Origin of the sequence: Amycolatopsis sp. WAC 04182 (assembly GCF_003947465.1) — a bacterium.
GTDB lineage: Bacteria > Actinomycetota > Actinomycetes > Mycobacteriales > Pseudonocardiaceae > Amycolatopsis.
Genome location: NZ_QHJJ01000002.1, coordinates 49,782 through 70,471, shown reverse-complemented (window position 1 = coordinate 70,471; position 20,690 = coordinate 49,782). Strand labels below are relative to the sequence as shown.

The following is a 20,690-nucleotide window of genomic DNA, read 5'->3' as shown; positions in this document are numbered from 1 at the left end:
CACAATGCTGATTCTGTCGATGAAAGAGGGTCACGATGGCGGGATCGTGGCGATCGAGGACGGCAAGCTGCTGTTCGCGCTGGAGTCGGAAAAGGACAACTACCCGCGCTACGACCGGATCACCGGCGAGCTGATGGCGCGCGCGGCGGGCATGCTCGACAGGCAGCCCGACGTGGTCGCGCTCGGCGGCTGGGTCAAGGGGGAGTTCTCGGTGGAACCGCCGTCCCGCACCGGATACTTCGGTGTCGGCGAGGGCGCGATCTCCGACGAGGCCGGCAAGTTCTTCGGCAAGGACGTGCGGTACTTCTCCTCGACCCACGAGCGCTCGCATATCTACACCTCCCTCGGGATGGCCCCCGCGGCGCCCGGCCAGGCGTACTACTCCCTGGTGTGGGAAGGGAACATCGGTGACTTCTACCGGATCGACGAGCGCGGCGAGGCCACGCATCTGCAGCACGTCCTGACCGACCCCGGCGCGAAGTACGCCTATCTCTTCGCGCTGGCCGACCCGGGTTTCCCGCTGGGCAAGGGGAAGTTCCGGTTCAACGACGCCGGCAAGCAGATGGCGCTGACCGGGTTCGCCGAACCGGGCCCGCTCACGCCGGACGAGCAGAAGACCATCGACTTCATCCTCGACCGCGACGGCATCATCCTCGGTCTGTCCAAAGAGGAGATGTCCTGGTCCCATCTGTACAACGCCGGTGTCTGGTCGCAGGAATACCGCAACGCCGCGGCGAAGCACTCGCAGGCGATCTTCGGCCGGTTCCACGATTACGCCGAGAAGAACCTGACCGAAGGCCTGCCGCTGCTGATCTCCGGCGGCTGCGGCCTGAACTGCGACTGGAACCGGTTGTGGCGGGAGAGCGGCCTGTTCTCGTCGGTGTTCGTGCCGCCGTGTCCCAACGACAGCGGTTCCGCGCTGGGCACCGCCATCGACGCGCAGTGGTTCTACACCGGGCAGGCGACCATCGAATGGGACGTCTACGCGGGGGAGAACTTCGTCGAGGACGTCGTCCCGGATCCCGCCAAGTACGAGACGCGGCCGCTCGTGGCGAGCGAGGTCGCGAAGTACCTCAAGGACGGCAACATCATCGGCTGGGCGCGCGGCCGGTACGAGATGGGCCCGCGGGCGCTGGGCAACCGGTCGATCCTCGCCGCGCCGTTCACCGTGGACACCACCGTGCGGCTCAACAAGATCAAGCGCCGCGAGGACTACCGCCCCATCGCCCCGATCGCGCTGGAATCCGACGCCCCCCAGTGGTTCGTCGGTTCGGTGCAGGACCCGTACATGCTGTACTTCAACCACGTCACTTCCGACGAGTTGAAGGCCATCACGCATGTCGACGGCACCGCGCGCACCCAGACGGTGACCCGGGAGCGCAACGCCGGCATCACCGACCTGCTCGAGGCGTTCCGTGAGCAGACCGGGTTCAGCGTGCTGTGCAACACGTCGCTGAACAACAACGGGCGCGGTTTCCTCAACCGCACCAGCGATCTCATCGAGTACGGGGAGACGTACGGCCTCGACGGCTACGTCATCAACGACACGTTCGTGACCCCGCGCGCCTCCTGAAATCCTTGCCCGACGGGGGCAAGGCCCGGATGCCACCACCCAGCAGTGGCATCCGGGTACCTCGTGGTGCCCGAAAGAAGTCTCGCCCGGAGGGGGAAGACCATGCGCGTCGTGTTCGCGGGCGGTGGTGTCATCGCGCTGCTGACCGCGTTGGAGTGTGTGTCGGCCGGGCACGAAGTGGTGCTCGCCGATCAGGCGGACATCCCGTTCTCCGGCGCGACCTCGTTCGACCGGCACCGCGTGCTGCGTGCGTTGCATACCGGCGACCCGGCCACCACGGCGGCCGCCGTCGGCGCGCATCACGCTTGGATCGAGCTCGAACACCTGCTGTCCACGTCGTTCTACGAACAGGTCGGCGCGCTGACCGCTATGCCGCCGGAAGAGGCGGTGGCCGCGCGGGATCTGTTGTCCGCGGCGGGATCGAAGGCCGAAGTGCTCGGCGCCGACGAACTCGCCGCGGAATTCCCGCACGCCGGGTTCGTGCCCGGGACGGGTGCGATCTTCGAGTCGCACGCAGGGGTCCTGCTCGCCGATCGCGTCCTGACCGCGTGCGCCACGCGGCTGCGATGGCACGCGAACGCGGAACTCCATCCGCATCGCAAGGTGGCCGGGATCGACGCCGACCGGGCCGAGGTCCGGCTGGCCGACGGCGGGACCCTCCGCGGTGACGCCGTCCTGGTGGCGGCGGGCCCCTGGTCCCGGGAACTGCTGGCCCCCGCGCTGTCCAGGGAACTCGTGCTGCACCGGCAGACGATGCTCTACTGCGACGTCCCGCCCGCCGACGCCGCCGCGTGGGCCGCGACCCCGGCGATCACGTCGCTCGGGTCCGACGGGGGAGCGTGGCTGGTGCCGCCCGTCGCCGGGACACCGTTGAAGCTCAGCGCCGCGAGCGCGTGCCGCGTCGTCGACGAGATCGGCGGCGCCACGGTGCCCTCGTGGTGGCGTGAGCATCTGATCGACACGTTCGCCACGCTGATCCCGGGCTTCCGCCGGGACTGGCTGGTCGACACCCGGGACTGTCATTACCTGGCCCGGCGTTCCACCCTCGGCCCGATGCTCGCCGTCCTCGGCGACCGGGTCCTGACCTACGCGGCGTGCGGCGGCTCGTCGTTCAAGTTCGCCCCGCTGATCGCCCGGTCCCTGGCCGCGCGCCTGACCGGCGCCGACCCGGTCCCGACCGGACTCGAACCGCTCGACCGGCCGCTCGTGCGAGCGGGCGGTGTCCACCCGATCCGTCCTGCCCTACGAGGTGTGTCGTGAAACTGCTCGCGCTGGAAGCCAGCCAGAACTCCTACTACTACCTGCCCCGGTATCAGCAGATCGAGGACTTCGGCGGCGTGCTGTACGTGCTCAACGGGATCGGGACCGAGGATCTCTGGCCGTCCGAGCGTTACCGGATCGCCGGCAGCAACCACATCGACGACCTGATCCGGCACGCGAAGGCCTGGCACGCCGAGGAGTCGTTCGACGGCGTGCTCACCTTCTCCGAGTCCGGCGTGGTCCTGGTCGCCGCGGTCGCCGAAGCGCTCGGCCTGCCCGGTATCGGCGTCGACGCGGCGAGGACCAGCCGGAACAAGCTGATCATGCGGCAGGCGCACGAAAAGGGCGGGGCCGCGCATCCGGACTTCCGGTTCGTCGAAGACCTCGACTCGGCCCTGCGGGCCGCCGAGGACTTCGGCTATCCGGTGATCCTCAAGCCGACCCTCGGCGCGGCCAGCAACTTCGTCTTCCGGGTCGACGACGAAGAGAAGATGCGGGAGCGCTACGCGCAGGCACGCGAAGGCATCGACGGGATGTCCTGGTACAACATGGAGGCCGAAGGGCTGGACCTCGGCCCGCACGGCCTGCTCGTCGAGTCCTTTCTGGACGGTCACGAGCACCTCATCGAAGCGGTCGCCTGGGACGACGAGGTCTACCTCGGGTCCATTGTGGACCGAGTCACTTCGGAGGGCGAGACCTTCGACGACGACGTGCACCACGCGCCCACGTCGCTCACGGCCGAGCAGGTGGCCGAAGTGCACGCGGTGGTGACCGCGGGAGTGCGGGCGCAAGGGCTCACGCGCGGCGCGCTGCACGCCGAGGTCCGGTTCCACCAGGGCAAACCGTTCCTGCTGGAGATCGCCGTTCGTCCCGGCGGCGGGGGACTCGACCACATGGCCCGGCTTTCGGCCGGATACGACCCGATCAAGGGACTCATGGACGTCTCCCGCGGGGTGCGGCCGGACGTCGGGCACTTCAGCCCGACCGGGCTGCACACCGCCGCGATGTGCCTGATCTGCCCGGGGGGTGTGATCGCCTCGATCGACGTCCCGCCCGCGGTGAACGAATCGTCCTCCTTGTACTACCTCAAGATCTTCGCCAAGCCGGGTGACCTGATCAAGCGCCCGCCGCTCGGCAACAACATCTTCGGCGGCATCGGCGCACTCGGGGCGTCCTTCGACGAAGCCATGCGCAACGCCAACGATCTCGCCGGGAAGATCGAGGTCAAACTTTCCGAAACCCAGAAGTAGCACAGAATCGCGTGGAGGAAGCGTGTCACGGACTGCCACCCAACGGCACTACCTGATGGTCAGACCGACGTACTTCGACGTCGAGTACTCGATCAATCCCTGGATGGACCCGAAGAAACCGACGGACACCGAGCTGGCCATCGCGCAGTGGGAATGGCTGCGAGACCTGTACGTCGACCTGGGGCACCGTGTCGAGCTGCTCGAACCGCTGCCCGGCCTGCCCGACATGGTGTTCGCGGCCAACGGCGCCACCGTGGTCGACGGACAGGTGCTCGTGGCGCGGTTCCATCACGTGCAGCGGGCGGGCGAGTCCGACGCGTATCTCAAGTGGTTCCGGGGCAACGGATATCGCTACGTGCGGCAGGCGCAGTGGGTCAACGAGGGGGAGGGCGACTACCTCGTCGCCGGGAAGACGATCCTCGCCGGTACCGGGTTCCGCACGAACCCGGAGGCGCACAACGAATCGCGCGAGTTCTTCGGCCGTCCGGTGACCAGGCTGACGCTGATCGACCCGCGCTACTACCACCTCGACACGGCGCTCGCCGTCCTCGACGACGACACGGTCATGTACTACCCGGGCGCGTTCGCCGAGGAGAGCCGTCTGCTGCTGAAGGAGCTTTATCCCGACGCGATCCTGGCTTCCGAAGAAGACGCCGCCGTCTTCGGCCTCAACGCCGTCTCCGACGGCAAGCACGTCGTGCTGCCGCAGGCGGCCACCGCGCTGACCGCGCGGTTGCGGGAACACGGCTTCGAACCGATCGGTGCCGACCTGTCGGAATTGCTCAAGGCGGGCGGCAGTGTCAAGTGCTGCACGCTGGAACTGCGTGCCGGTTAGGGAGAGAGACTCGATGGATTCGGCTGTGCGGGACCGGGGCGGGCGCACCACGCTGCGCCGGATCGTCGTCGGGACGGCGTTGATCGCGGTTCCGGCGGTGGTCGTCGTCGTGGTGCTCGGCCTGGGGTCGGCCTACGCGCCTGTCGCGAGCACGGGCGCCAAGGCCGCGGGCGGCGGGCCCGACACCTACGCACGCCTGCTGGTCGCGCTGCCGGTGATCCTGGGCGCCTGCCACCTCGCGGGCGTCCTGGCCCGGCGGCTCGGCCAGCCCGCGGTGATCGGCGAGATCGTCGCCGGCATCCTGCTGGGACCGTCGCTGTTCGGGCTCGTCTGGCCCGGCGCGTTCGGCTGGCTGTTCCCCGGCGGGGTGGTCACGGCGATCAACATCCTTTCGCAGCTGGGCCTGATCTTCTTCATGTACCTGGTCGGTTCGGAGATCGATCTCGCCGCGGTGCGCGCACGCGGGTTCACCGCGGTGACGGTCAGCCAGGTCAGCATCGCGCTGCCGATGGTCTGCGGCATCGTGCTCGCGCTCGGCATGTACCCGACCTTCGGCGGTGACGTCGGCTTCCTCGCCTTCGGGCTGTTCATCGCGGTTTCCATGAGCGTGACGGCGTTCCCGGTGCTGGCGCGGATCCTGACCGACCGCGGCCTCTCGAAGACGCCGCTGGGGGCGCTGGCCCTCACCTGCGCCGCCGTCGACGACGTCGCCGCGTGGTGCCTGCTGGCCGTCGTGGTGGCCGTCAGCCAGGGCGGGACGCCGTCCGAGGTCTTCCTGACCGTCGGGCTGACGCTGGCGTTCGTCGTGGTGATGCTCTACGTCGTCCGGCCGCTGCTGGCGAAGGCGCTCACCCGCGTGCCGGAGTCCGCGGTGCTCGCGATCCTGCTCGGCGGGGTCATGCTGTCGGCGCTGGCCACCAACGAGATCGGCATCCACGCGATCTTCGGCGCCTTCCTCTTCGGGGTGATCGCGCCGAGGAACGATCCGGTCGTCACCCGCGCGGCCGGGAAGCTCGGCAGCGTGACCCTGACGTTGCTGCTGCCGCTGTTCTTCGCCTACACCGGGCTGCACACCGAGTTCAGCCTGCTCGGCTCCGGATCGCTGTGGCTGTGGACCGTGGTGATCACGGCGGTGGCGGTGTTCGGGAAATGGGCGGGCAGCACCACGGCGGCGCGGCTGACCGGTGTCGGCTGGCGCGAATCGCTGTCGCTCGGGGCGCTCATGAACTGCCGGGGACTGACGGAACTGGTGGTGCTCAACGTCGGCCTCCAGCTGAAGGTGATCAGCCCGGCGGTGTTCGCGATGCTCGTGATCATGACCCTCGTGTCGACGATCGCGACGGCCCCCGCGCTCGCCTTCATCGCCAAGTTCAAGACGAGACCGCCGGTCCAGCGGCGGCGGAAAGTGGATAGGACACCATGACCAGCAAGGAAACCTTAGTCAGCACCTTCGCCGAGGTCGTCCTCGACGACGAAGTCCGGGACACCATCGGGAGCGAGCTGCGGTCCTTCCCGAACCCCGTCGACGACATCGACCGCTCGCTGGCGATGCTCCGCGTCGCGTTCTCGAAGCTGCCGATCGACCAATCGCAGACGATCCTGGACTTCGGCAGGCACGTCGACACCCCCGGCGTCGCGCTCGTGCGCAACCTGCCGGTGGACCCGGAGCTGCCCGAGACGCCGATCGACGGCGAACCCAGCAAGGACAAGAAGACGTTCGTCGCCGAGACCGTCCTTTTGGGACTGAGCCAGCTGCTCGGCGAGCCCGTCGGGTTCACCACCGAGAAGAGCGGGCGGCTCGTGCACGACGTCGTCCCGGTCTCGGCGGGGGCGCGGAGCCAGACCAACCAGAGCTCGCACGTGTTCCTCAACTTCCACAACGACATCGTGCACGACGAGGTGGGCCGCTACGACGTGTCCAATCCGGACTTCCTGGTGCTGAACTGCGTGCGCCAGGACGGGAACAAGGAAGCCGTCACCTACTACGCCGACGGCAGGGACATCTCGGCCGCGCTGGACCCGGAGGTGCTCGACGTCCTGCGGCGCCCGCTGTTCCGGCTCAACGCGCCCGGCAGCTACGTGCGTGACGTGGCCAACGGGGCCGACGTGCTCTCCGACCTCGTGCCGGTCATCTCCGGGCCGGCGGATTCCCCGGAAGTGGCGATCTCGGCCAACGGCGTGGTGGGGGAGACCGTCGAAGCGGAACAGACGCTGGAGGAGTTGCAGCGGATCTGCCGCGAGGTCGCGCACCAGGTCAAGCTGGAGCCGGGGACGGCGCTGCTGATCAACAACCGGAAGGGCCTGCACGCGCGGTCGCAGTTCTTCGCGCGGCACAACGGGCGGGACCGGTGGTTGCAGCGGACGTACATCCGGCGCAGCCTGTGGACGATCCGGTACCGGGGGACGGCGGCGGACCGGCGGGTGCACTGAAGGCTCTCGGACCACCCGTACCTAACGGACGACACGCGTGATCCGATGGACGACACGCGTGATCCGGCGGACGACACGACGCGCGGCCGGGAGCCGCCGTGAGTCGTCCGTCTGGACACGCGTGTCGTCCGTCCAGTCACGAGTGTCGTCCGTCTAGTCACGCGAAACCGCGCTTGGCAGCGGGTGATGCGAAAGCCACTTTCGCAACCTTCAACGTTGCGAAAGTGGCTTTCTCAACGCTCGGCCCGGCCGGTGACCATGTCGCGAAAGCCACTTTCGGGACATCAGACGTCCCGAAAGTGGCTTTCGCGACATCCCGCCCGGGGCACGAGACCGGGCATGTTCGAGAAAGCGGCCATCCGGGTAACCCTCGGCGAAAGCACCCGACGGGAGGGAACCGATGGCAGAAAAGTTACGGCCGCCGCAGCAGCAGGAGCCACCGGGCGTGACGTCGAAAATGGACCCGCCGCCCCGTGACTCCATGGAGGACTACGAGGGGCGCGAGCTGCTGGCGGGCAAGCGTGCGTTGATCACCGGCGGTGACTCCGGGATCGGCCGCGCGGTCGCCATCGCCTTCGCGAAGGAAGGCGCCGACGTGGCGATCGCCTACCTCAATGAGCACGAAGACGCGAAGTACACCGAGGAACGCGTACGCGCTGAAGGCCGCGAGTGTCTCCTCCTACCGGGTGATCTCGCCGAGGCGGCGCAGTGCCGCGAGATCGTGGATCGGACCGTGAAGGAGCTCGGCGGCCTGGACATCCTGGTCAACAACGTCGCCACGCAGTGGCCGGTCGACTCCCCGGAGGAGCTCACCGACGAGCAGTGGACGCATACCTTCGACGTGAACATCCACAGCTTCTTCCGGGTGACCAACGCCGCGTTGCCCCATCTGGGTGAGGGGTCGGTCATCATCAACACCGGCTCGGTGAACGGGTTGCGGGGCAACAAGTCGCTGATCGACTATTCCGCGACCAAGGGCGCCGTGCACGCTTGGACGTATGCGATGGCGCAGGCGCTGGCCGATCGCGGCATCCGGATCAACTGTGTCGCGCCCGGTCCGGTGTGGACACCGCTGATCCCGTCGACCTTCCCGCCCGAGAAGGTGGAGAAGTTCGGTCTCCAGGTCCCGTTCGAGCGGGCGGCGCATCCCGACGACCTCGCGCCGTCGTACGTCTTCCTGGCGTCCAACCGGCTTTCGTCGTACTACAGCGGCGAGGTCATCGCCGCGCTGGGCGGCGAGACGACACCCGGCTGAGACGCGCCACGGCGTCGACGACCGCGTCAGGCGCGAGACGGTCCAGGCAGGGATGGCCGGGCACGGGGCAGACCCGCGCCCGGCTGCCTTTGCATGCCGCGTGCTGGTCGCCGAGCACTTCGGAAGGCACGCCGTACGGCGCCCAGCGCGACGCCGGCACGACCGGGGCGAACAGCGAGACCACCGGCGTCCCGACGGCGGCCGCGAGGTGGGCGGGGCCGGTGTTGGGCGCCACCACGACATCCGCCCCGGCGAGTACGGCCGCCAGTTCGGCCAGTCCGGTGCGGCCGCCGAGGTCGAGCGCGTCCCCGGCGACTTCCTTGGTCAGCGTGCTTTCCGACGGTGACCCGGTCACGACCACGCGGTGCCCGGCGTCCGACAGCGCCCGCGCGATCGCTGCCGACCGATCGGCCGACGGCTGCCTGGCCGGGACCGACGCGGCCGGATGGAAGACCACGTAACGCTCATCGCCGACGAGCCCGTCCACCGGGGGCAGTGGTTCGCGGATCGCGAGACCGCCGTCGTCGCCGGGCGGCAACGAGAAGCCGGCTTCCTCGGCCAGGGAAAGCATCCGGACCGGCTCCGGCGGATCACCGGGAACGCGATGCCGCAGATCCAGCAGCGACCCGGGGTAGTCCTCGCAGACCGCGCCGATCCACGGCACGCCCGCCATCCGCAGCAGCAGCGCCAGCGGGAGCGGGGACTGGTGGAACGACGTCAAGATCAAGGCCGCGTCGAAGGAGAACTCGCGCAGGTGCCGGACGAACGCGTCGGTGTCCTCCTGGGTGACCGGCGGCGGCTCGGGGTCGATCCACGGCGCGCACCAGCTGATGACCTCGTCCACTCCGGGCAGCAGTTCGCCCGCGGCGCGGCCCCGGGGCCCGGTCAGCAGGACCACCCGGTCCGCCCCGGCCGCGACCGCGCGGACGCACGGGCCGGCGAGCAGGACGTCGCCGAGGTTGTCCATCCTCGCGACCAGCACGTTCATCGGCTGCCCGCGACGGCCAGGTGCACGGCTTCGGCGAGGTCCCGGGCGACGGTCGCCCGGCGACGGGCGCGGTCGATCTCCTCCGGCCTGGTCCGCGCGGTCGGGATGAGGATCCCGCGGGCTCCGGCGGCGAGTGCGGCGTCGACGTCGGCGCCGGTGTCGCCGATGACCACACAACGGCGGACGTCCACACCGAGCGCCTCCGCGGCCTGGCGCACCAGCCCCGGCGCGGGTTTGCGGCAGGCACAGCCGTCGCCGTCGTCGTGCACACAGACCTGCCAGGTGCCGAACGGACCGAGGACCTGTTCGACGCGGGCGTTCACGGCGGCCAGCCGATCCGGGGTGATGAGTCCTTTCGCCACCCCGGACTGGTTGCTGACCACGCCGATCCTGATCCCCGCCGCCCGGATGCCGTGCAGGAGTTCCTTGGCGCCGGGCACGGGGCGGACGCCGTCGGGATCGTCGAGGTAGGGCACGTCGACGATGAGGGTGTCGTCCCGGTCGAACAGCAAAGCCTGCGGCCGCCGTGACAGCCGGTGCCGCAGTTCCCCGCGCAGCCGGTGATAGCAGGCCGCGGGCGGGATGAGGACGCTGGTCAGCAGCATCCGCGACACCTCTCCCGGGGTGAGCGGCCCCGGGGCGATCCGGCGCGCGGCGAACTCGGCGGTCACTCCCGCCCACACTCCGGCCGCCGCGGCCGCGGCCTTACGGCGTCCCAGCGCGAACAGCGCCACGGCGCTCGCCGCGCTCACGGTGGCCAGCGCGTGCCGTTCGAGCCGTCCGTGTCCCGCTCCGGTCTGCTGTCGCCAGAGGACACCGTGCTTGTGCCGCATGAGCGCGTCGTCGGCGTTGCCCCGCTGGGCGCGGAGACTGGCCAGGGGCCCCGACCGTTTGGGCGGATGGACGGTGACGCGTTCACCGCGCGCGATGAGGTAACCCGCCTTGGCGACCTGCAAGGCCAGATCCGAGTCCTCCCGGTAGGCGCGGGGGAAACGCTCGTCGAAGCCGCCGACCTCGGCGAGCACGGACCGGCGGTACGCCATGTCGGCGGTGATCCACCGGGCCGTCTCCAGCCCGGCGGTTCCGCGCTCGTCGTCGGTCGGACGGCGGTCCGGTGGCAGCGGCACGACGAGCCTCGCCTGGGACGCCGCCGTCTCCGGCCCGAGGGGGAGGAGGTCTTCGGCGAGTTTCCGCGGCCAGTCCGAGCCGATCACCACGTCGTCGTCGAGGAAGGCGATCCACTCGGTCCGGGCGCGCCGCCAGCCCGCGTTACGGGCGGCGGCGGGACCGCGTCCGCCGGAGCGGACCACTTCGATTTCCGTGCTGGACGGGGGAAGCCGCAGTTCGTCGCCGCCGGGCCGGTCGTCGGCGACGACGATCCGCGCGGGCCGGGGTTCCCCGGCGGCTTCGATCGCGGCCAGGAGGGTATGGAGGTTCTCCCGGCCGGTCGTCGGAATCACGATCGTGTAGTCGAGGTCGCTCACCCTCTTCCGGTACCCGGGAGCCACCGCCGCAAACTCCGGTCACGCCGGGATCGCGTCGGTCTTCCGCACCCACGAGCGATGTTCGCCCAGCTGCGCGAGGAACGAGGCGAAGAAGCCGTCGGGCAGGGTCGCCTCGGCCGCCGTGGTGGTCACCACGCCCTGGTCGATCAGGGTTTCGGTGTCGTCGGCCAGCTTCGACGTCACCCCGGCCCGGCGCAGCAGGTCCAAACCGGAGCCGAAGGCGGCCACCGGTTTGCCGTGCTTGTACGCCTCGGCGACGAAATGCACCGCGTATCCGTCGCGTTCGAGGACGTTGATCGCGCTCGGGCCACACGGGACGACGACGGCGTCGTAGAGCACCGAAGCCATGGTGTTGAGCTGCCTGTCCGGCCGCAGCGGGTCTCCGTCACCGCCTGGCCGGAGTTCGGCTTCGGTCGGCGCGAGGACCTCGGCGATCGCGCCCTGCTCGGTCAGCGCCTCGACCAGGCGGCCGACGCCGACCGTGTCCACCCCGTCGGCGGCCAGCACCGCGACCTTCCGGCTGGTCGGGGCGACCGAGGGCTGGTTGAGCTGGGAAAGCGCGGGGGACGTGCGGTCGTGGTGGGGAGTGGCCGGAGCGGCGGGCACGCTCACGCCGATCCCCTCGGCCACCCGGGCCGCCAGGTCGTGGTCGACGTTGTTGAGTTCGGCGACGGTCCGCGCCCGGACCTCCCGGTCCTCGACCTTGCCGAGTTCGAACCGGAACGCGGCGACGATGTGCTCGCGCTCGACCTGGGACATGCTGTTCCAGAACAGCGTCGCCTGACTGTAGAAGTCCTTGAAGCTCTCGCTGCGTTCCCGGATCTTGTGGCCGGCCACGGCTTCGGTGTAATGCCGGAAGACACCGGAGTCGGCGATCGCCGGGCAGCCGCCGCCGAGCGAGTTCGGGAAGTAGCTCGTCCGTCCTTTGTGGATGTTCTGCTGCCCGTACCCGTCGCGCTGATTCGTGTGCACCGGAGCGATCGGCCGGTTCACCGGGAGCTGGGAGAAGTTGGGGCCGCCGAGCCGGATCAGCTGCGTGTCGAGGTACGAGAAGTTCCGCGCCTGCAACAGTGGGTCGTTGGTGAAATCGATGCCGGGGACGATGTTCGCGGTGTGGAAGGCGATCTGTTCGGTCTCGGCGAAGAAGTCGTCGGGGTTGCGGTCCAGGACCATCCGCCCGACCGGCCGCACCGGCACCTGCTCCTCGGGGATGATCTTCGTGGCGTCCAGCAGGTCGAAGTCGAAGTCGTGCTCGGAGTCCTCGGCCACCAGCTGGACGCCCAGCTCCCATTCCGGGTACTGCCCGGCCTCGATGGCGTCCCACAGGTCGCGCCGGTTGAAGTCGGGGTCCTTGCCCGCGATCTTCTGGCATTCGTCCCACACCAGGGAATGCGTGCCGAGCACGGGCTTCCAGTGGAACTTCACGAAGGTGCCCTCACCGGCGGCGTTGACGAGCCGGAACGTGTGGACGCCGAAGCCCTGCATCATCCGGTAGCTGCGCGGCAGCGCGCGGTCGGACATCAGCCAGAGCACCATGTGCAGGCTTTCCGGTTGCAGCGACACGAAGTCCCAGAAGGTGTCGTGCGCGGACTGCGCCTGCGGGATCTCGTTGCGCGGTTCGGGTTTGACCGCGTGCACGAAGTCGGGGAACTTGATGCCGTCCTGGATGAAGAACACCGGCATGTTGTTGCCCACGAGGTCGTAATTGCCCTGGCGCGTGTAGAACTTGGTCGCGAAGCCGCGGACGTCGCGGACGGTGTCGGCCGAACCGCGCGAACCGGCGACGGTGGAGAACCGCACGAACACGGGGATCTTCTCGCCGCTGGTGAGGAATTCCGCGACCGTGTAGTCGGCCAGCGCGTCGTCGTAGGCCTCGAAGAAGCCGTAGGCGCCCGCGCCGCGCGCGTGGACGACCCGTTCGGGGATGCGCTCGTGGTCGAAATGCGTGATCTTCTCGCGTGCGTGGAAGTCCTCCAGCAGCGTCGGCCCCCGGGCTCCGGCGGTCAGGGAGTCGTTCGTGTGATCGACGCGGACACCCTGCTGCGTCGTCAGCGCGGACCGCTCCGGATCCACGCGGTTCGCGCCCAGCTGCTCGTCCTTCGCGTCCTCTCGATGTTGTGCCACAGATCTCGCCCCTTCGCGGTGGTGGTTTCCCTCGCGGCTACCCCGGCACTGTTTCGGCGAAACGACACCGGGTAACCGGCTTGCGAAAGACTTCGAGGAGGTGCGAATGACGACGGTGGACCGGCCTGCCGTGCTGGAGATCCGCGACCCCGCCGACGACCGGCTCGTCGGCAACGTCAAGGCAGCGACCCCCGACGGCGTCGAAACGGCGATCGCCACGGCGAAGAGGCGGGCGCCGGACTGGGCCGCCACGCCGGCGGCCGAACGCGGGATCGCGCTGAAGGACGCGGCCAGGGCGCTCCGGGAGCGCGCGGGTGAACTCGCCGTTCTCATCGAGAGCGAGACCGGAAAGCCTCGCGACGAGGCCGAGGAAGGTGTCCTGGCCGGGGCGGGGACCTTGGAGCAGTACGCCGAACTGGGCCCGGTGCACCGCGGCCGGTCTTTGCTGGGCGATCCGTCGGCCACCGACCTGATGGTGCCCGAACCGCGGGGCGTGGTCGTGGCGCTGACGCCGTGGAACGACCCCGTCGCCGTGGCCTGCGGGCTGCTGGGCGCCGCGGTGGTCACGGGCAACACGGTGGTGCACAAGCCGAGTGAACGGTGCCCGCACACCGGCGCGTGGCTGGGGAACGTGCTGTCGGAGGCGCTTCCCGAGGGTGTGCTGCAGACCGTGCAGGGTGACGGGAGTGTCGGTGCCGAACTCGCGGCCCACCCGGACGTCGACGTCATCGCGCATGTCGGCAGTACCGTCGCGGGCCGGTCCATCGCGGCGAGCGCGGCGCGGACCGGTGCCAAGGCGTTGCTGGAGAACGGCGGCAACGATCCGCTCGTCGTGGACGCCGGGGTGGATCCGGTCTGGGCGGCCGAGCAGGCGGCGACCGGGGCGTTCGCCAACTCGGGGCAGATCTGTGTCTCGGTCGAACGGATCCTGGTGCACCAGGACGTCGCGGACGCCTTCCTCACCGCGCTGGTCTCCGAAGCGGGTCGTCGCGAACTGGCGCCGCTCGTCGACCGGCGTCACCGAGAGGGTGTGCATGCCCAGGTCGCGGAAGCGATCGCGCAAGGCGCCGATCCGCTCGTCGGCGGCGTCGTGCCGGACGGTCCCGGCGCCTTCTACCCGGCGACCGTCCTCACCGGATGTACCTCCGGGATGCGGATTCTCCGCGAGGAGACATTCGGCCCCGTCGCGCCGGTGACAGTGGTCGCGGACTTCGAGCAGGCGCTCGGCCAGGCCGCGGACGGCGAGTACGGTCTCGCCGCCACGGTGCTGACCTCCTCGATGGCGCACGCGCAGCGGGCATGGCGCGAACTCCCGGTCGGGACCGTGAAGATCAACAACGTCTTCGGCGGCGCGCCCGGTGGAGCCGCCCATCCGCGAGGCGCGAGCGGCAGCGGTTACGGCTACGGGCCCGAACTGCTCGACGAGATGACCCAGACGAAGGTCGTCCACCTGGCGCCTCCGGGGCTCTGATGCGCTGGACGGCTCCGTTCGCCTGGGTCGCCAGGGCGTTCCGGGTTCCGGGGGAGGAACGCCGGAGTCTCATCCAGACCACGAAGGCCACGGCCGCGGCGGTGATCGCGTGGATCGTCGCGACGTCGGTCTTGCGGCTGCCGCAGCCCTTTCTCGCGCCGTACGCCGCGGTGTTCCTGGTACAGGCCACCGTTTACCGCTCCCTGCGCGGCTGGGCGCAGCAGGTCGGCGCGGTCAGCGTGGGGGTGCTGCTCGCGGCGGGCGCCGGTCAGCTCGTCCCGTCCGTGACGGTCGCGCTCGGACTGGCCGTCTTCACCGGGCTGCTGATCGGCTCATGGCGCGGGTTCGGCGATTCCGGGGTGTGGGTCGGCATCACCGGCATGCTGCTGATCTCGTATGGAAGCGCGACCGAACCGGTCCTGCTCGCCGACCGGCTGCTCGAGACCGCGCTGGGCGCGGCGATCGGCGCGGTCCTCAACGCGGTGGTCCTGCCGCCACTGCACGGCGAACGCCTGCGGGCGGCGACCTCCCGGCTGGCCGCGGCGATCGCCGACCTCCTCGACGAGACCGCGGAACTGGTCCGCGCCGGCGAGGTGACCGACGCCCTGGACAGCCGCCTTCGGGACGTCCGAAGCCTGGCCGCGGAGGCGGAGGACGCGATCGGCTGGACCCGGGAGGGCCGGTATCTGAACCTCCGCGGACGGCGTGAGATCCGCGAGGAACCCTTGTCGAACCTCATTTCCCTGTGGCAGCCGCTCGCCCAGCTGATCGACGGCGTCCGCGAGGCCGCCCAGAGCGAGCAGCCGTTCCGGCATCCCGGCGAGTACGCGCGCGGGGTGGTCGGCGACCTGCTCGAAGCACTCGCCGAGGTGGCCCGTTCGGGTGACGCGGACAAACTGGATCGATGCCGCAGGCTGCTCGACGAGATCGACCACCTGCTCGTCACGCCCACCGACGAGGTCGCCACCACGGTCGGCCTGGGGGCGATGGCGTTGCCCGCCCGCCGCCTCGTCCAGCGGCTCCGTGCCGATTAAGCCGGGGCGACGGTGGGTAACCGTACCCATGAGCAGCAGTGGCAAGCGGATCGTGGTCACCGGCGCCACCGGGAACGTCGGGACGGCGGTGGTGCGCGCGCTGGGTGCCGACCCCGAGGTCGGCTCGATCGTCGGACTGGCGAGGCGCCCCAGCCGCTGGGAGAGCCCGAAGACCGAGTTCGTCACCGCGGACGTCGCCCGCGACGACCTCCGGGCCGTGTTCGACGGCGCCGACGTGGTGATCCACCTGGCCTGGCTCTTCCAGCCCACCCATCGGCCCGAGGTCACCTGGCGGGCCAATGTGCTGGGTTCGATCCGGGTGTTCGAAGCCGCGCAGGCGATGCGGGTGCCGTCGCTGGTGTACGCGTCGTCGATCGGGGCGTACTCGCCGAGGGACGACGACCATCCGGTGACCGAGGACTGGCCGACGCACGGCTCGCCCACCGCGGCGTACACCCGGGAAAAAGCTTATGTGGAACGGGTTCTCGAGGCTTTCGACCGCAGTCATCCCAGGATGCGGGTGGTCCGGGTGCGTCCGGGATTCCTGTTCCAGAAGGCCGCGGCGCCCGAACAGCGCCGCCTTTTCGGCGGGCCGCTCGTTCCGGGCAAACTGCTGAGGCCGTCGCTCGTCCCGATCCTTCCGGACATCCCGCAACTGAGGATCCAGACCGCGCACATCGAAGACGTCGCCGACGCCTACCGCCGTTGCGCGCTCCAGGACGTCAAGGGCGCCTTCAACATCGCCGCCGACCCGGTGCTGGACACCCGCGCGCTGGCACGGATCTTCGGTGCCAGGCCGGTGAAGGTCCCGGCCTCCTTCGTCCGGAACGCGCTCGCCGCGGCCTGGTCGCTGCACCTGATTCCGGCCACGCCAGGGCTCTTCGAAGCCGTGCTGCACCTCCCGGTGATGGACTGCACGCGCGCCAGGGAAGAGCTGGGCTGGACGCCGCGATACTCGTCGGAGGAGGCGATCGAGGCGTTCCTCAAGGGTTTGCGGGAAGGCGACGGGTTCCCGACCGAGCCGCTGAAACCGGACGTCGGCCGGGTTCACGAACTGGCCACCGGAGTGGGGGAGCGGCCGTGAACGAGAAGGAACTGCTGCACACACTGACCAAGGTCGTGTCCACTTTGGATGGAACTTCGGTACGGTTCGCCGTCGCGGGCGGTCTCGCCGTGTACGCGCGGGGCGGCCCGCCGTCCGATCACGACGTCGACCTCTTCCTCAAGCACGAGGACATCGAGGAAGCGGCGAGCGCGCTGGAAGCCGCGGGGCTGAGACGGGTGCATCCGCCCGAGGACTGGCTCACCAAGGTCTACGACGGTGACTGTCTCGTCGACCTCATCTTCCGGCCCAACCATCGGCCGGTCACCGACGAGATGCTGGACCGCGCCTCGCTGATGCGGGTCGGGGCGACCGCCGCCCCCGTGCTCAACGGGACCGACCTGCTCGTCGACAAGATGCTCGTGCTCAGCCCGCACCGCTGCGATTTCGGGCCGCTGCTGCGGATCGCCCGTGACCTCCGCGAGCAGGTCGACTGGCACCGCGTGGCCGAGGAGACCGCCGAATCGCCGTACGCCTGGTCGTTCCTGACCCTGCTCGCGGCACTGTCCATCATCGACGGAAAGGAGCTTCCGATGCCCGAGGAAGCGCCACAGTACCTGGTCGCCAGGCTGACCAAGGCGCTGGCGGAGGATCCGAGGACCGCCGAACTCGGCGTGCACGTCACCGTGCGCGGCGACCAGGTCCGGCTCAGCGGCGAGGTCCCCTGCGCCAACCGCAAGGCCGACATCGAGGCGGTCGTCTGCGAACACATCGCGGCCGAGCTGGTGCACAACGACGTCCGGCTGGCGGACGTCCGCGAGCCGTCGCACGCCGAGGAGATCCGGTGATCCGGGTCGCCGCGGTCGGGGACGTCCACCTCGGGGAGGACAACCGGGGCCTGCTGCGGCCGGCATTGGACAACATCGCCGAACACGCCGAGGTGCTGCTGCTCGCGGGCGACCTCACCCGGCACGGCAGCGTCGAAGAGGCGAGGGTCGTGGCCGACGAGTTCGCCGGGCTCGACGTCCCCGTGGTGGCGGTGCTCGGCAACCACGACTATCACTCGGACGAGGCGGAAGCCGTCAGCGGGCTGCTGGCGGAAAGCGGAATCACCGTTCTGGAGGGTTCGGCCACCACCCTGGAACTGGACGGCGGGAAGCTGGGCGTCGCCGGGGTGAAAGGCTTCGGCGGCGGGTTCGCGGGCAAATGCGCGAGCCGGTTCGGCGAGCGCGAGATGAAGGACTTCGTCGAACACACCATGGCGGCCGCCAAGCGCCTGCGCACCGCGCTGGAGGGGCTCGAACACGAGGAGCCCGACGTGACCGTCGCGCTGACGCACTACTCGCCGATCCCCGGCACCCTGCACGGCGAACCACCGGAAATCCACCCGTTCCTGGGGTCGTACCTGCTGTGCGAGCCGATCGACGACGCCCAGGTGGCGCTCGCCGTGCACGGGCACGCGCACTACGGCAGCGAGCAAGGCGTCAGCCCGGGCGGCGTCCCCGTGCGCAACGTCGCCCAGCCGGTGATCCGCGCGGCGTACGCGACGTACGTCCTCGAACCTGCGAAAGTGCTGACATGAGGGATCGATTCCATGGTCAACTGAGCGTCCTCGGCGAGCTCCTGTCGAGCATGTGCGGCATGGCTTGCGAGGAACTGCGCCTCGCGAACCGGGTCTTCCTCGACCGGGACGCCGAAGCCGCCACCGAACTGGCGGCGGTCGAGGCGAAACTGAACGCGGCACGGACCACGTGCGAGGAGACCGCCCAGAAACTGCTCGCCCTGCAGGCGCCGGTCGCGCGCGACCTGCGGACCGTGCTCGCGGCGGTGTACTGCGCCGACCGGCTGGAGCGGATGGGCGACCTAGCCCAGCACATCGCCGACCAGGCCGCGCGAGCGCCGGAATTCGCCGTCCCCGACGCGCTCGCCGGCCGGTTCGGCGAGATGGCCGGGCTCGTCTGCTCGATGGCGGAAGACCTCGGCGCGGCGATCGAGGGACCGACCGCGGAGGTCTTCCACTCGCTCGCCCGGTCCGACCAGCGTGTCGACGCGCTGTACGAGGAACTGATGACGCTGGTCACCGAGCCGGACTGGCCGCACGGCGTCGCGCCCGCGATCTCGGTGGCGCTGTTGGCGCGGTTCTACGAACGGTTCGCGGACCAGGCCGTTTCGGTGGCGCGGCGGGTGGACTTCGCGCTCACGGGGGAACTGCCCGAATCCTCGGTGCGGGATGTTCCTGCCGAGCTCTGAGGTTGCTTTGCGCGTGAAGGCCCCCTTCCCTCGGCTCAGCCGAGGGAAGGGGGCCTTCACGCGCTGGCCGTCCTGGGTGGAGCCGCGCGCGCTGTCGCCGGACGTTGCGAAAGCCACTTTCGCAACCTTCAACGTTGCGAAAGTGGCTTTCGCAACCCCTGTGGCGGCCGGAAACTCTCGCCGCCCACCTGAGGGACAAGGGTCGGAGCATGTTGCGAAAGCCACTTTCGGGACATCAGACGTCCCGAAAGTGGCTTTCGCGACACCCCACCAGAACCGCCACCCCACCGGAAAGCTCAGGTGGCGCGGTCCGTCAGCGCGTCCCGGATCTTGTCGATGAACGCCGTCCCCGGTGCCAGGATCCGGTTCGCCGGCGGCCGGTCCGGGGCGGCGGGATGCGGCCGTGTCGGGGCGATCTCCTTGGCCCGCAACACCTTCTCGCCCAGCTCCTGCAGTTCCTCCGGCGAGCAGGCGGCCTGCAGTTTCGGCAGCAGGTCGCTCTCTTCCTCTTCGATGTGGTGCCGGACGTCCTCGATCAGCTTGCCGACCAGCTGGTCGAACCGTTTGTCCGTCGGCTCCAGGCCGATGAGGTCGTTCATCACGCGTTCGGCTTCGGCGTGTTCCTCGATCTCGTGGTCGGCGACCTTGTCGCCGTCGGGGAGGTTCTTCCGCGCGGCGGGGTACATGTGCTGCTCTTCGGCGATCGAATGCCGCACGAGTTCGGCGATCACGTGGTCCGCGAGATCCTTGCGGTGCTGATCGCCGCCCTTGCCGGATTCGAGTTCCTTGAAGATCCGTTCGAAGGCTCGGTGGTCTTCGGTGATCACCGAGACGAGGTCATGTTTCGTGGTGGTGGTCATGGACACTCCTGTCCGGGTCGTCAGTCCGACGCCGCACGGATACCCGTTCCACGCGGTTCAATCACCCGGATTCGTCGGTGACATGATGCGGCGCGCCCACGGGTTTGGATTCCGGGGAGCCGCGCTGGCGCAGGTACACGCTGAACACCGCCATCGAGCCGATGGCGAGGAATTCCGACTGCCAGTTCTGGAGCGTGCGGTTCCAGAAGTCCGATGACGCCAGATAGCCGAACCACGACTCCGGATCACCGAATTCGGTGAGCTGCTCGGCGTTGTAGGCGCTCATCCCGGCCACGGACTGGGCCAGCCAGGACAGCAGGAACAGTCCCAGCATCACCAATCCGAGTGACATCGAGAAGATCCCCGTGCGCCAGCCGCCCGCCCTCGCCCATTTCGGTGAATCGGCCGTCGAATGCCTGCCGACCTGCTGGTCCTCGTCCGTTTCCAGGCCGACCCGGCCCGCCGGTTTCGATTCGGGGGAGCCGCGTTGCAGCAGCCACACGGTCGCGAACACGTACAGGAAGAACTGCAGGTATTCCGATTGCCAGTTTTCGGCGACGTCTACGGCGAAGTCCGCGGACGCCAGGTAATCGAGCAGGCCGATCGGTTCGGCGGCGTGGCTGAGCCGCCGGTCGTTGTAGTCGGCGAGGCCCGCGAACGCCTGCCCCGCGAGGCTCAGCAGGAACAGCAGCCCGAACGCCAGGGAAAGGGCGTTGTCCCGGAGAAAGCGCCGCATCATCCGCCTCCTTCACCGGTGGAGCAGGCCCAGCAGGACGCAATAGCCTAGGACGGCCACCACGAAGACGAGGTAGA

Annotated in this window: 18 protein-coding genes; 13 read left to right on the top strand and 5 right to left on the bottom strand. The window is 69.4% G+C overall.

Translation table 11 applies throughout. The annotated features are described in order from the left end of the window. Positions 1–4 precede the first annotated feature (4 nt). The 7 genes from DMH01_RS07475 (at position 5) to DMH01_RS07445 (ending at position 8,603) form a co-directional block, all read left to right on the top strand. Positions 5–1,573, top strand: a complete 1,569-nt coding sequence (locus DMH01_RS07475) for a carbamoyltransferase C-terminal domain-containing protein (protein WP_125674548.1) — start codon at positions 5–7, stop codon at positions 1,571–1,573. Positions 1,574–1,675: 102 nt separating this feature from the next. After that, entirely contained in the window at positions 1,676–2,833 is a 1,158-nt protein-coding gene (locus DMH01_RS07470) for an FAD-binding oxidoreductase (RefSeq protein WP_125674546.1), read from the top strand. After that, positions 2,830–4,083, top strand: a complete 1,254-nt coding sequence (locus DMH01_RS07465) for an ATP-grasp domain-containing protein (RefSeq protein ID WP_125674544.1) — start codon at positions 2,830–2,832, stop codon at positions 4,081–4,083. Before DMH01_RS07470 ends, DMH01_RS07465 begins: the two co-directional genes overlap by 4 nt. Positions 4,084–4,105: 22 nt before the next feature. Then, positions 4,106–4,918, top strand: a complete 813-nt coding sequence (gene ddaH / locus DMH01_RS07460; RefSeq protein ID WP_125674542.1) for a dimethylargininase — start codon at positions 4,106–4,108, stop codon at positions 4,916–4,918. Positions 4,919–4,931: 13 nt separating this feature from the next. Continuing rightward, on the top strand, positions 4,932–6,341 hold the full coding sequence (locus DMH01_RS07455; protein ID WP_125674539.1) for a cation:proton antiporter: 1,410 nt from the start codon (positions 4,932–4,934) through the stop codon (positions 6,339–6,341). Continuing rightward, positions 6,338–7,348: a TauD/TfdA family dioxygenase gene (locus DMH01_RS07450; RefSeq protein ID WP_125674537.1), complete on the top strand. Its 1,011-nt coding sequence runs from the start codon at positions 6,338–6,340 to the stop codon at positions 7,346–7,348. Before DMH01_RS07455 ends, DMH01_RS07450 begins: the two co-directional genes overlap by 4 nt. Before the next feature lie 400 nt (positions 7,349–7,748). Then, positions 7,749–8,603 carry an SDR family oxidoreductase gene (locus tag DMH01_RS07445; protein WP_125674535.1) on the top strand — a complete coding sequence of 285 codons (855 nt, stop codon included), beginning with the start codon at positions 7,749–7,751 and terminating at the stop codon, positions 8,601–8,603. Here the strand turns inward: DMH01_RS07445 and DMH01_RS07440 are convergent. Genes DMH01_RS07440 through DMH01_RS07430 form a run of 3 tightly spaced genes read right to left on the bottom strand, consistent with a single transcriptional unit; the run spans position 8,566 to position 13,220 of the window. Beyond that, positions 8,566–9,591 (bottom strand): glycosyltransferase family 9 protein, encoded by a 1,026-nt coding sequence (locus DMH01_RS07440; protein WP_125674533.1) that lies wholly within the window; start codon positions 9,589–9,591, stop codon positions 8,566–8,568. The genes DMH01_RS07445 and DMH01_RS07440 overlap by 38 nt on opposite strands. Next, entirely contained in the window at positions 9,588–11,075 is a 1,488-nt protein-coding gene (locus DMH01_RS07435; protein ID WP_125674531.1) for an HAD-IIIA family hydrolase, read from the bottom strand. The genes DMH01_RS07440 and DMH01_RS07435 overlap by 4 nt, the downstream gene beginning before the upstream one ends. Before the next feature lie 39 nt (positions 11,076–11,114). Beyond that, complete coding sequence (locus DMH01_RS07430; protein WP_125674529.1) at positions 11,115–13,220, bottom strand: catalase; 2,106 nt, start codon at positions 13,218–13,220, stop codon at positions 11,115–11,117. 106 nt (positions 13,221–13,326) lie between these two features. Between DMH01_RS07430 and DMH01_RS07425 the strand changes: the two genes are divergently transcribed. From DMH01_RS07425 to DMH01_RS07400, 6 genes are read left to right on the top strand one after another with little or no spacing between them, the layout of a single operon-like run. Further along, positions 13,327–14,691, top strand: coding sequence for an aldehyde dehydrogenase (locus tag DMH01_RS07425; protein WP_125674528.1), 1,365 nt, complete (start codon positions 13,327–13,329; stop codon positions 14,689–14,691). Beyond that, on the top strand, positions 14,691–15,725 hold the full coding sequence (locus DMH01_RS07420) for an aromatic acid exporter family protein (protein ID WP_125674526.1): 1,035 nt from the start codon (positions 14,691–14,693) through the stop codon (positions 15,723–15,725). The genes DMH01_RS07425 and DMH01_RS07420 overlap by 1 nt, the downstream gene beginning before the upstream one ends. A gap of 28 nt (positions 15,726–15,753) precedes the next feature. Beyond that, complete coding sequence (locus DMH01_RS07415; protein ID WP_125674524.1) at positions 15,754–16,809, top strand: NAD-dependent epimerase/dehydratase family protein; 1,056 nt, start codon at positions 15,754–15,756, stop codon at positions 16,807–16,809. Continuing rightward, a complete protein-coding gene (locus DMH01_RS07410) occupies positions 16,806–17,615 on the top strand; it encodes a BON domain-containing protein (RefSeq protein WP_125674522.1) in 810 nt (269 codons plus the stop codon). Before DMH01_RS07415 ends, DMH01_RS07410 begins: the two co-directional genes overlap by 4 nt. Next, positions 17,612–18,349, top strand: coding sequence for a metallophosphoesterase (locus DMH01_RS07405; protein ID WP_125674520.1), 738 nt, complete (start codon positions 17,612–17,614; stop codon positions 18,347–18,349). The genes DMH01_RS07410 and DMH01_RS07405 overlap by 4 nt, the downstream gene beginning before the upstream one ends. After that, positions 18,346–19,017, top strand: a complete 672-nt coding sequence (locus DMH01_RS07400) for a PhoU domain-containing protein (RefSeq protein ID WP_125674518.1) — start codon at positions 18,346–18,348, stop codon at positions 19,015–19,017. The genes DMH01_RS07405 and DMH01_RS07400 overlap by 4 nt, the downstream gene beginning before the upstream one ends. A gap of 296 nt (positions 19,018–19,313) precedes the next feature. Here the strand turns inward: DMH01_RS07400 and DMH01_RS07390 are convergent, their stop codons facing one another. Together DMH01_RS07390 and DMH01_RS07385 are read right to left on the bottom strand one after the other, a co-directional pair. Next, a complete protein-coding gene (locus tag DMH01_RS07390) occupies positions 19,314–19,877 on the bottom strand; it encodes a hemerythrin domain-containing protein (protein ID WP_125674514.1) in 564 nt (187 codons plus the stop codon). A gap of 61 nt (positions 19,878–19,938) precedes the next feature. Next, complete coding sequence (locus DMH01_RS07385) at positions 19,939–20,613, bottom strand: DUF6766 family protein (protein WP_199745398.1); 675 nt, start codon at positions 20,611–20,613, stop codon at positions 19,939–19,941. Positions 20,614–20,690 lie beyond the last annotated feature (77 nt).

Bases quoted from the DNA above. Each gene is read 5' to 3' on its own strand.
- DMH01_RS07475 (WP_125674548.1), top strand. From the start codon at position 5: ATGCTGATTCTGTCGATGAAAGAGGGTCACGATGGCGGGATCGTGGCG.
- DMH01_RS07470 (WP_125674546.1), top strand. From the start codon at position 1,676: ATGCGCGTCGTGTTCGCGGGCGGTGGTGTCATCGCGCTGCTGACCGCG.
- DMH01_RS07455 (WP_125674539.1), top strand. From the start codon at position 4,932: ATGGATTCGGCTGTGCGGGACCGGGGCGGGCGCACCACGCTGCGCCGG.
- DMH01_RS07450 (WP_125674537.1), top strand. From the start codon at position 6,338: ATGACCAGCAAGGAAACCTTAGTCAGCACCTTCGCCGAGGTCGTCCTC.
- DMH01_RS07445 (WP_125674535.1), top strand. From the start codon at position 7,749: ATGGCAGAAAAGTTACGGCCGCCGCAGCAGCAGGAGCCACCGGGCGTG.
- DMH01_RS07440 (WP_125674533.1), bottom strand. From the start codon at position 9,591: ATGAACGTGCTGGTCGCGAGGATGGACAACCTCGGCGACGTCCTGCTC.
- DMH01_RS07425 (WP_125674528.1), top strand. From the start codon at position 13,327: ATGACGACGGTGGACCGGCCTGCCGTGCTGGAGATCCGCGACCCCGCC.
- DMH01_RS07420 (WP_125674526.1), top strand. From the start codon at position 14,691: ATGCGCTGGACGGCTCCGTTCGCCTGGGTCGCCAGGGCGTTCCGGGTT.
- DMH01_RS07415 (WP_125674524.1), top strand. From the start codon at position 15,754: ATGAGCAGCAGTGGCAAGCGGATCGTGGTCACCGGCGCCACCGGGAAC.
- DMH01_RS07400 (WP_125674518.1), top strand. From the start codon at position 18,346: ATGAGGGATCGATTCCATGGTCAACTGAGCGTCCTCGGCGAGCTCCTG.
- DMH01_RS07390 (WP_125674514.1), bottom strand. From the start codon at position 19,877: ATGACCACCACCACGAAACATGACCTCGTCTCGGTGATCACCGAAGAC.
- DMH01_RS07385 (WP_199745398.1), bottom strand. From the start codon at position 20,613: ATGCGGCGCTTTCTCCGGGACAACGCCCTTTCCCTGGCGTTCGGGCTG.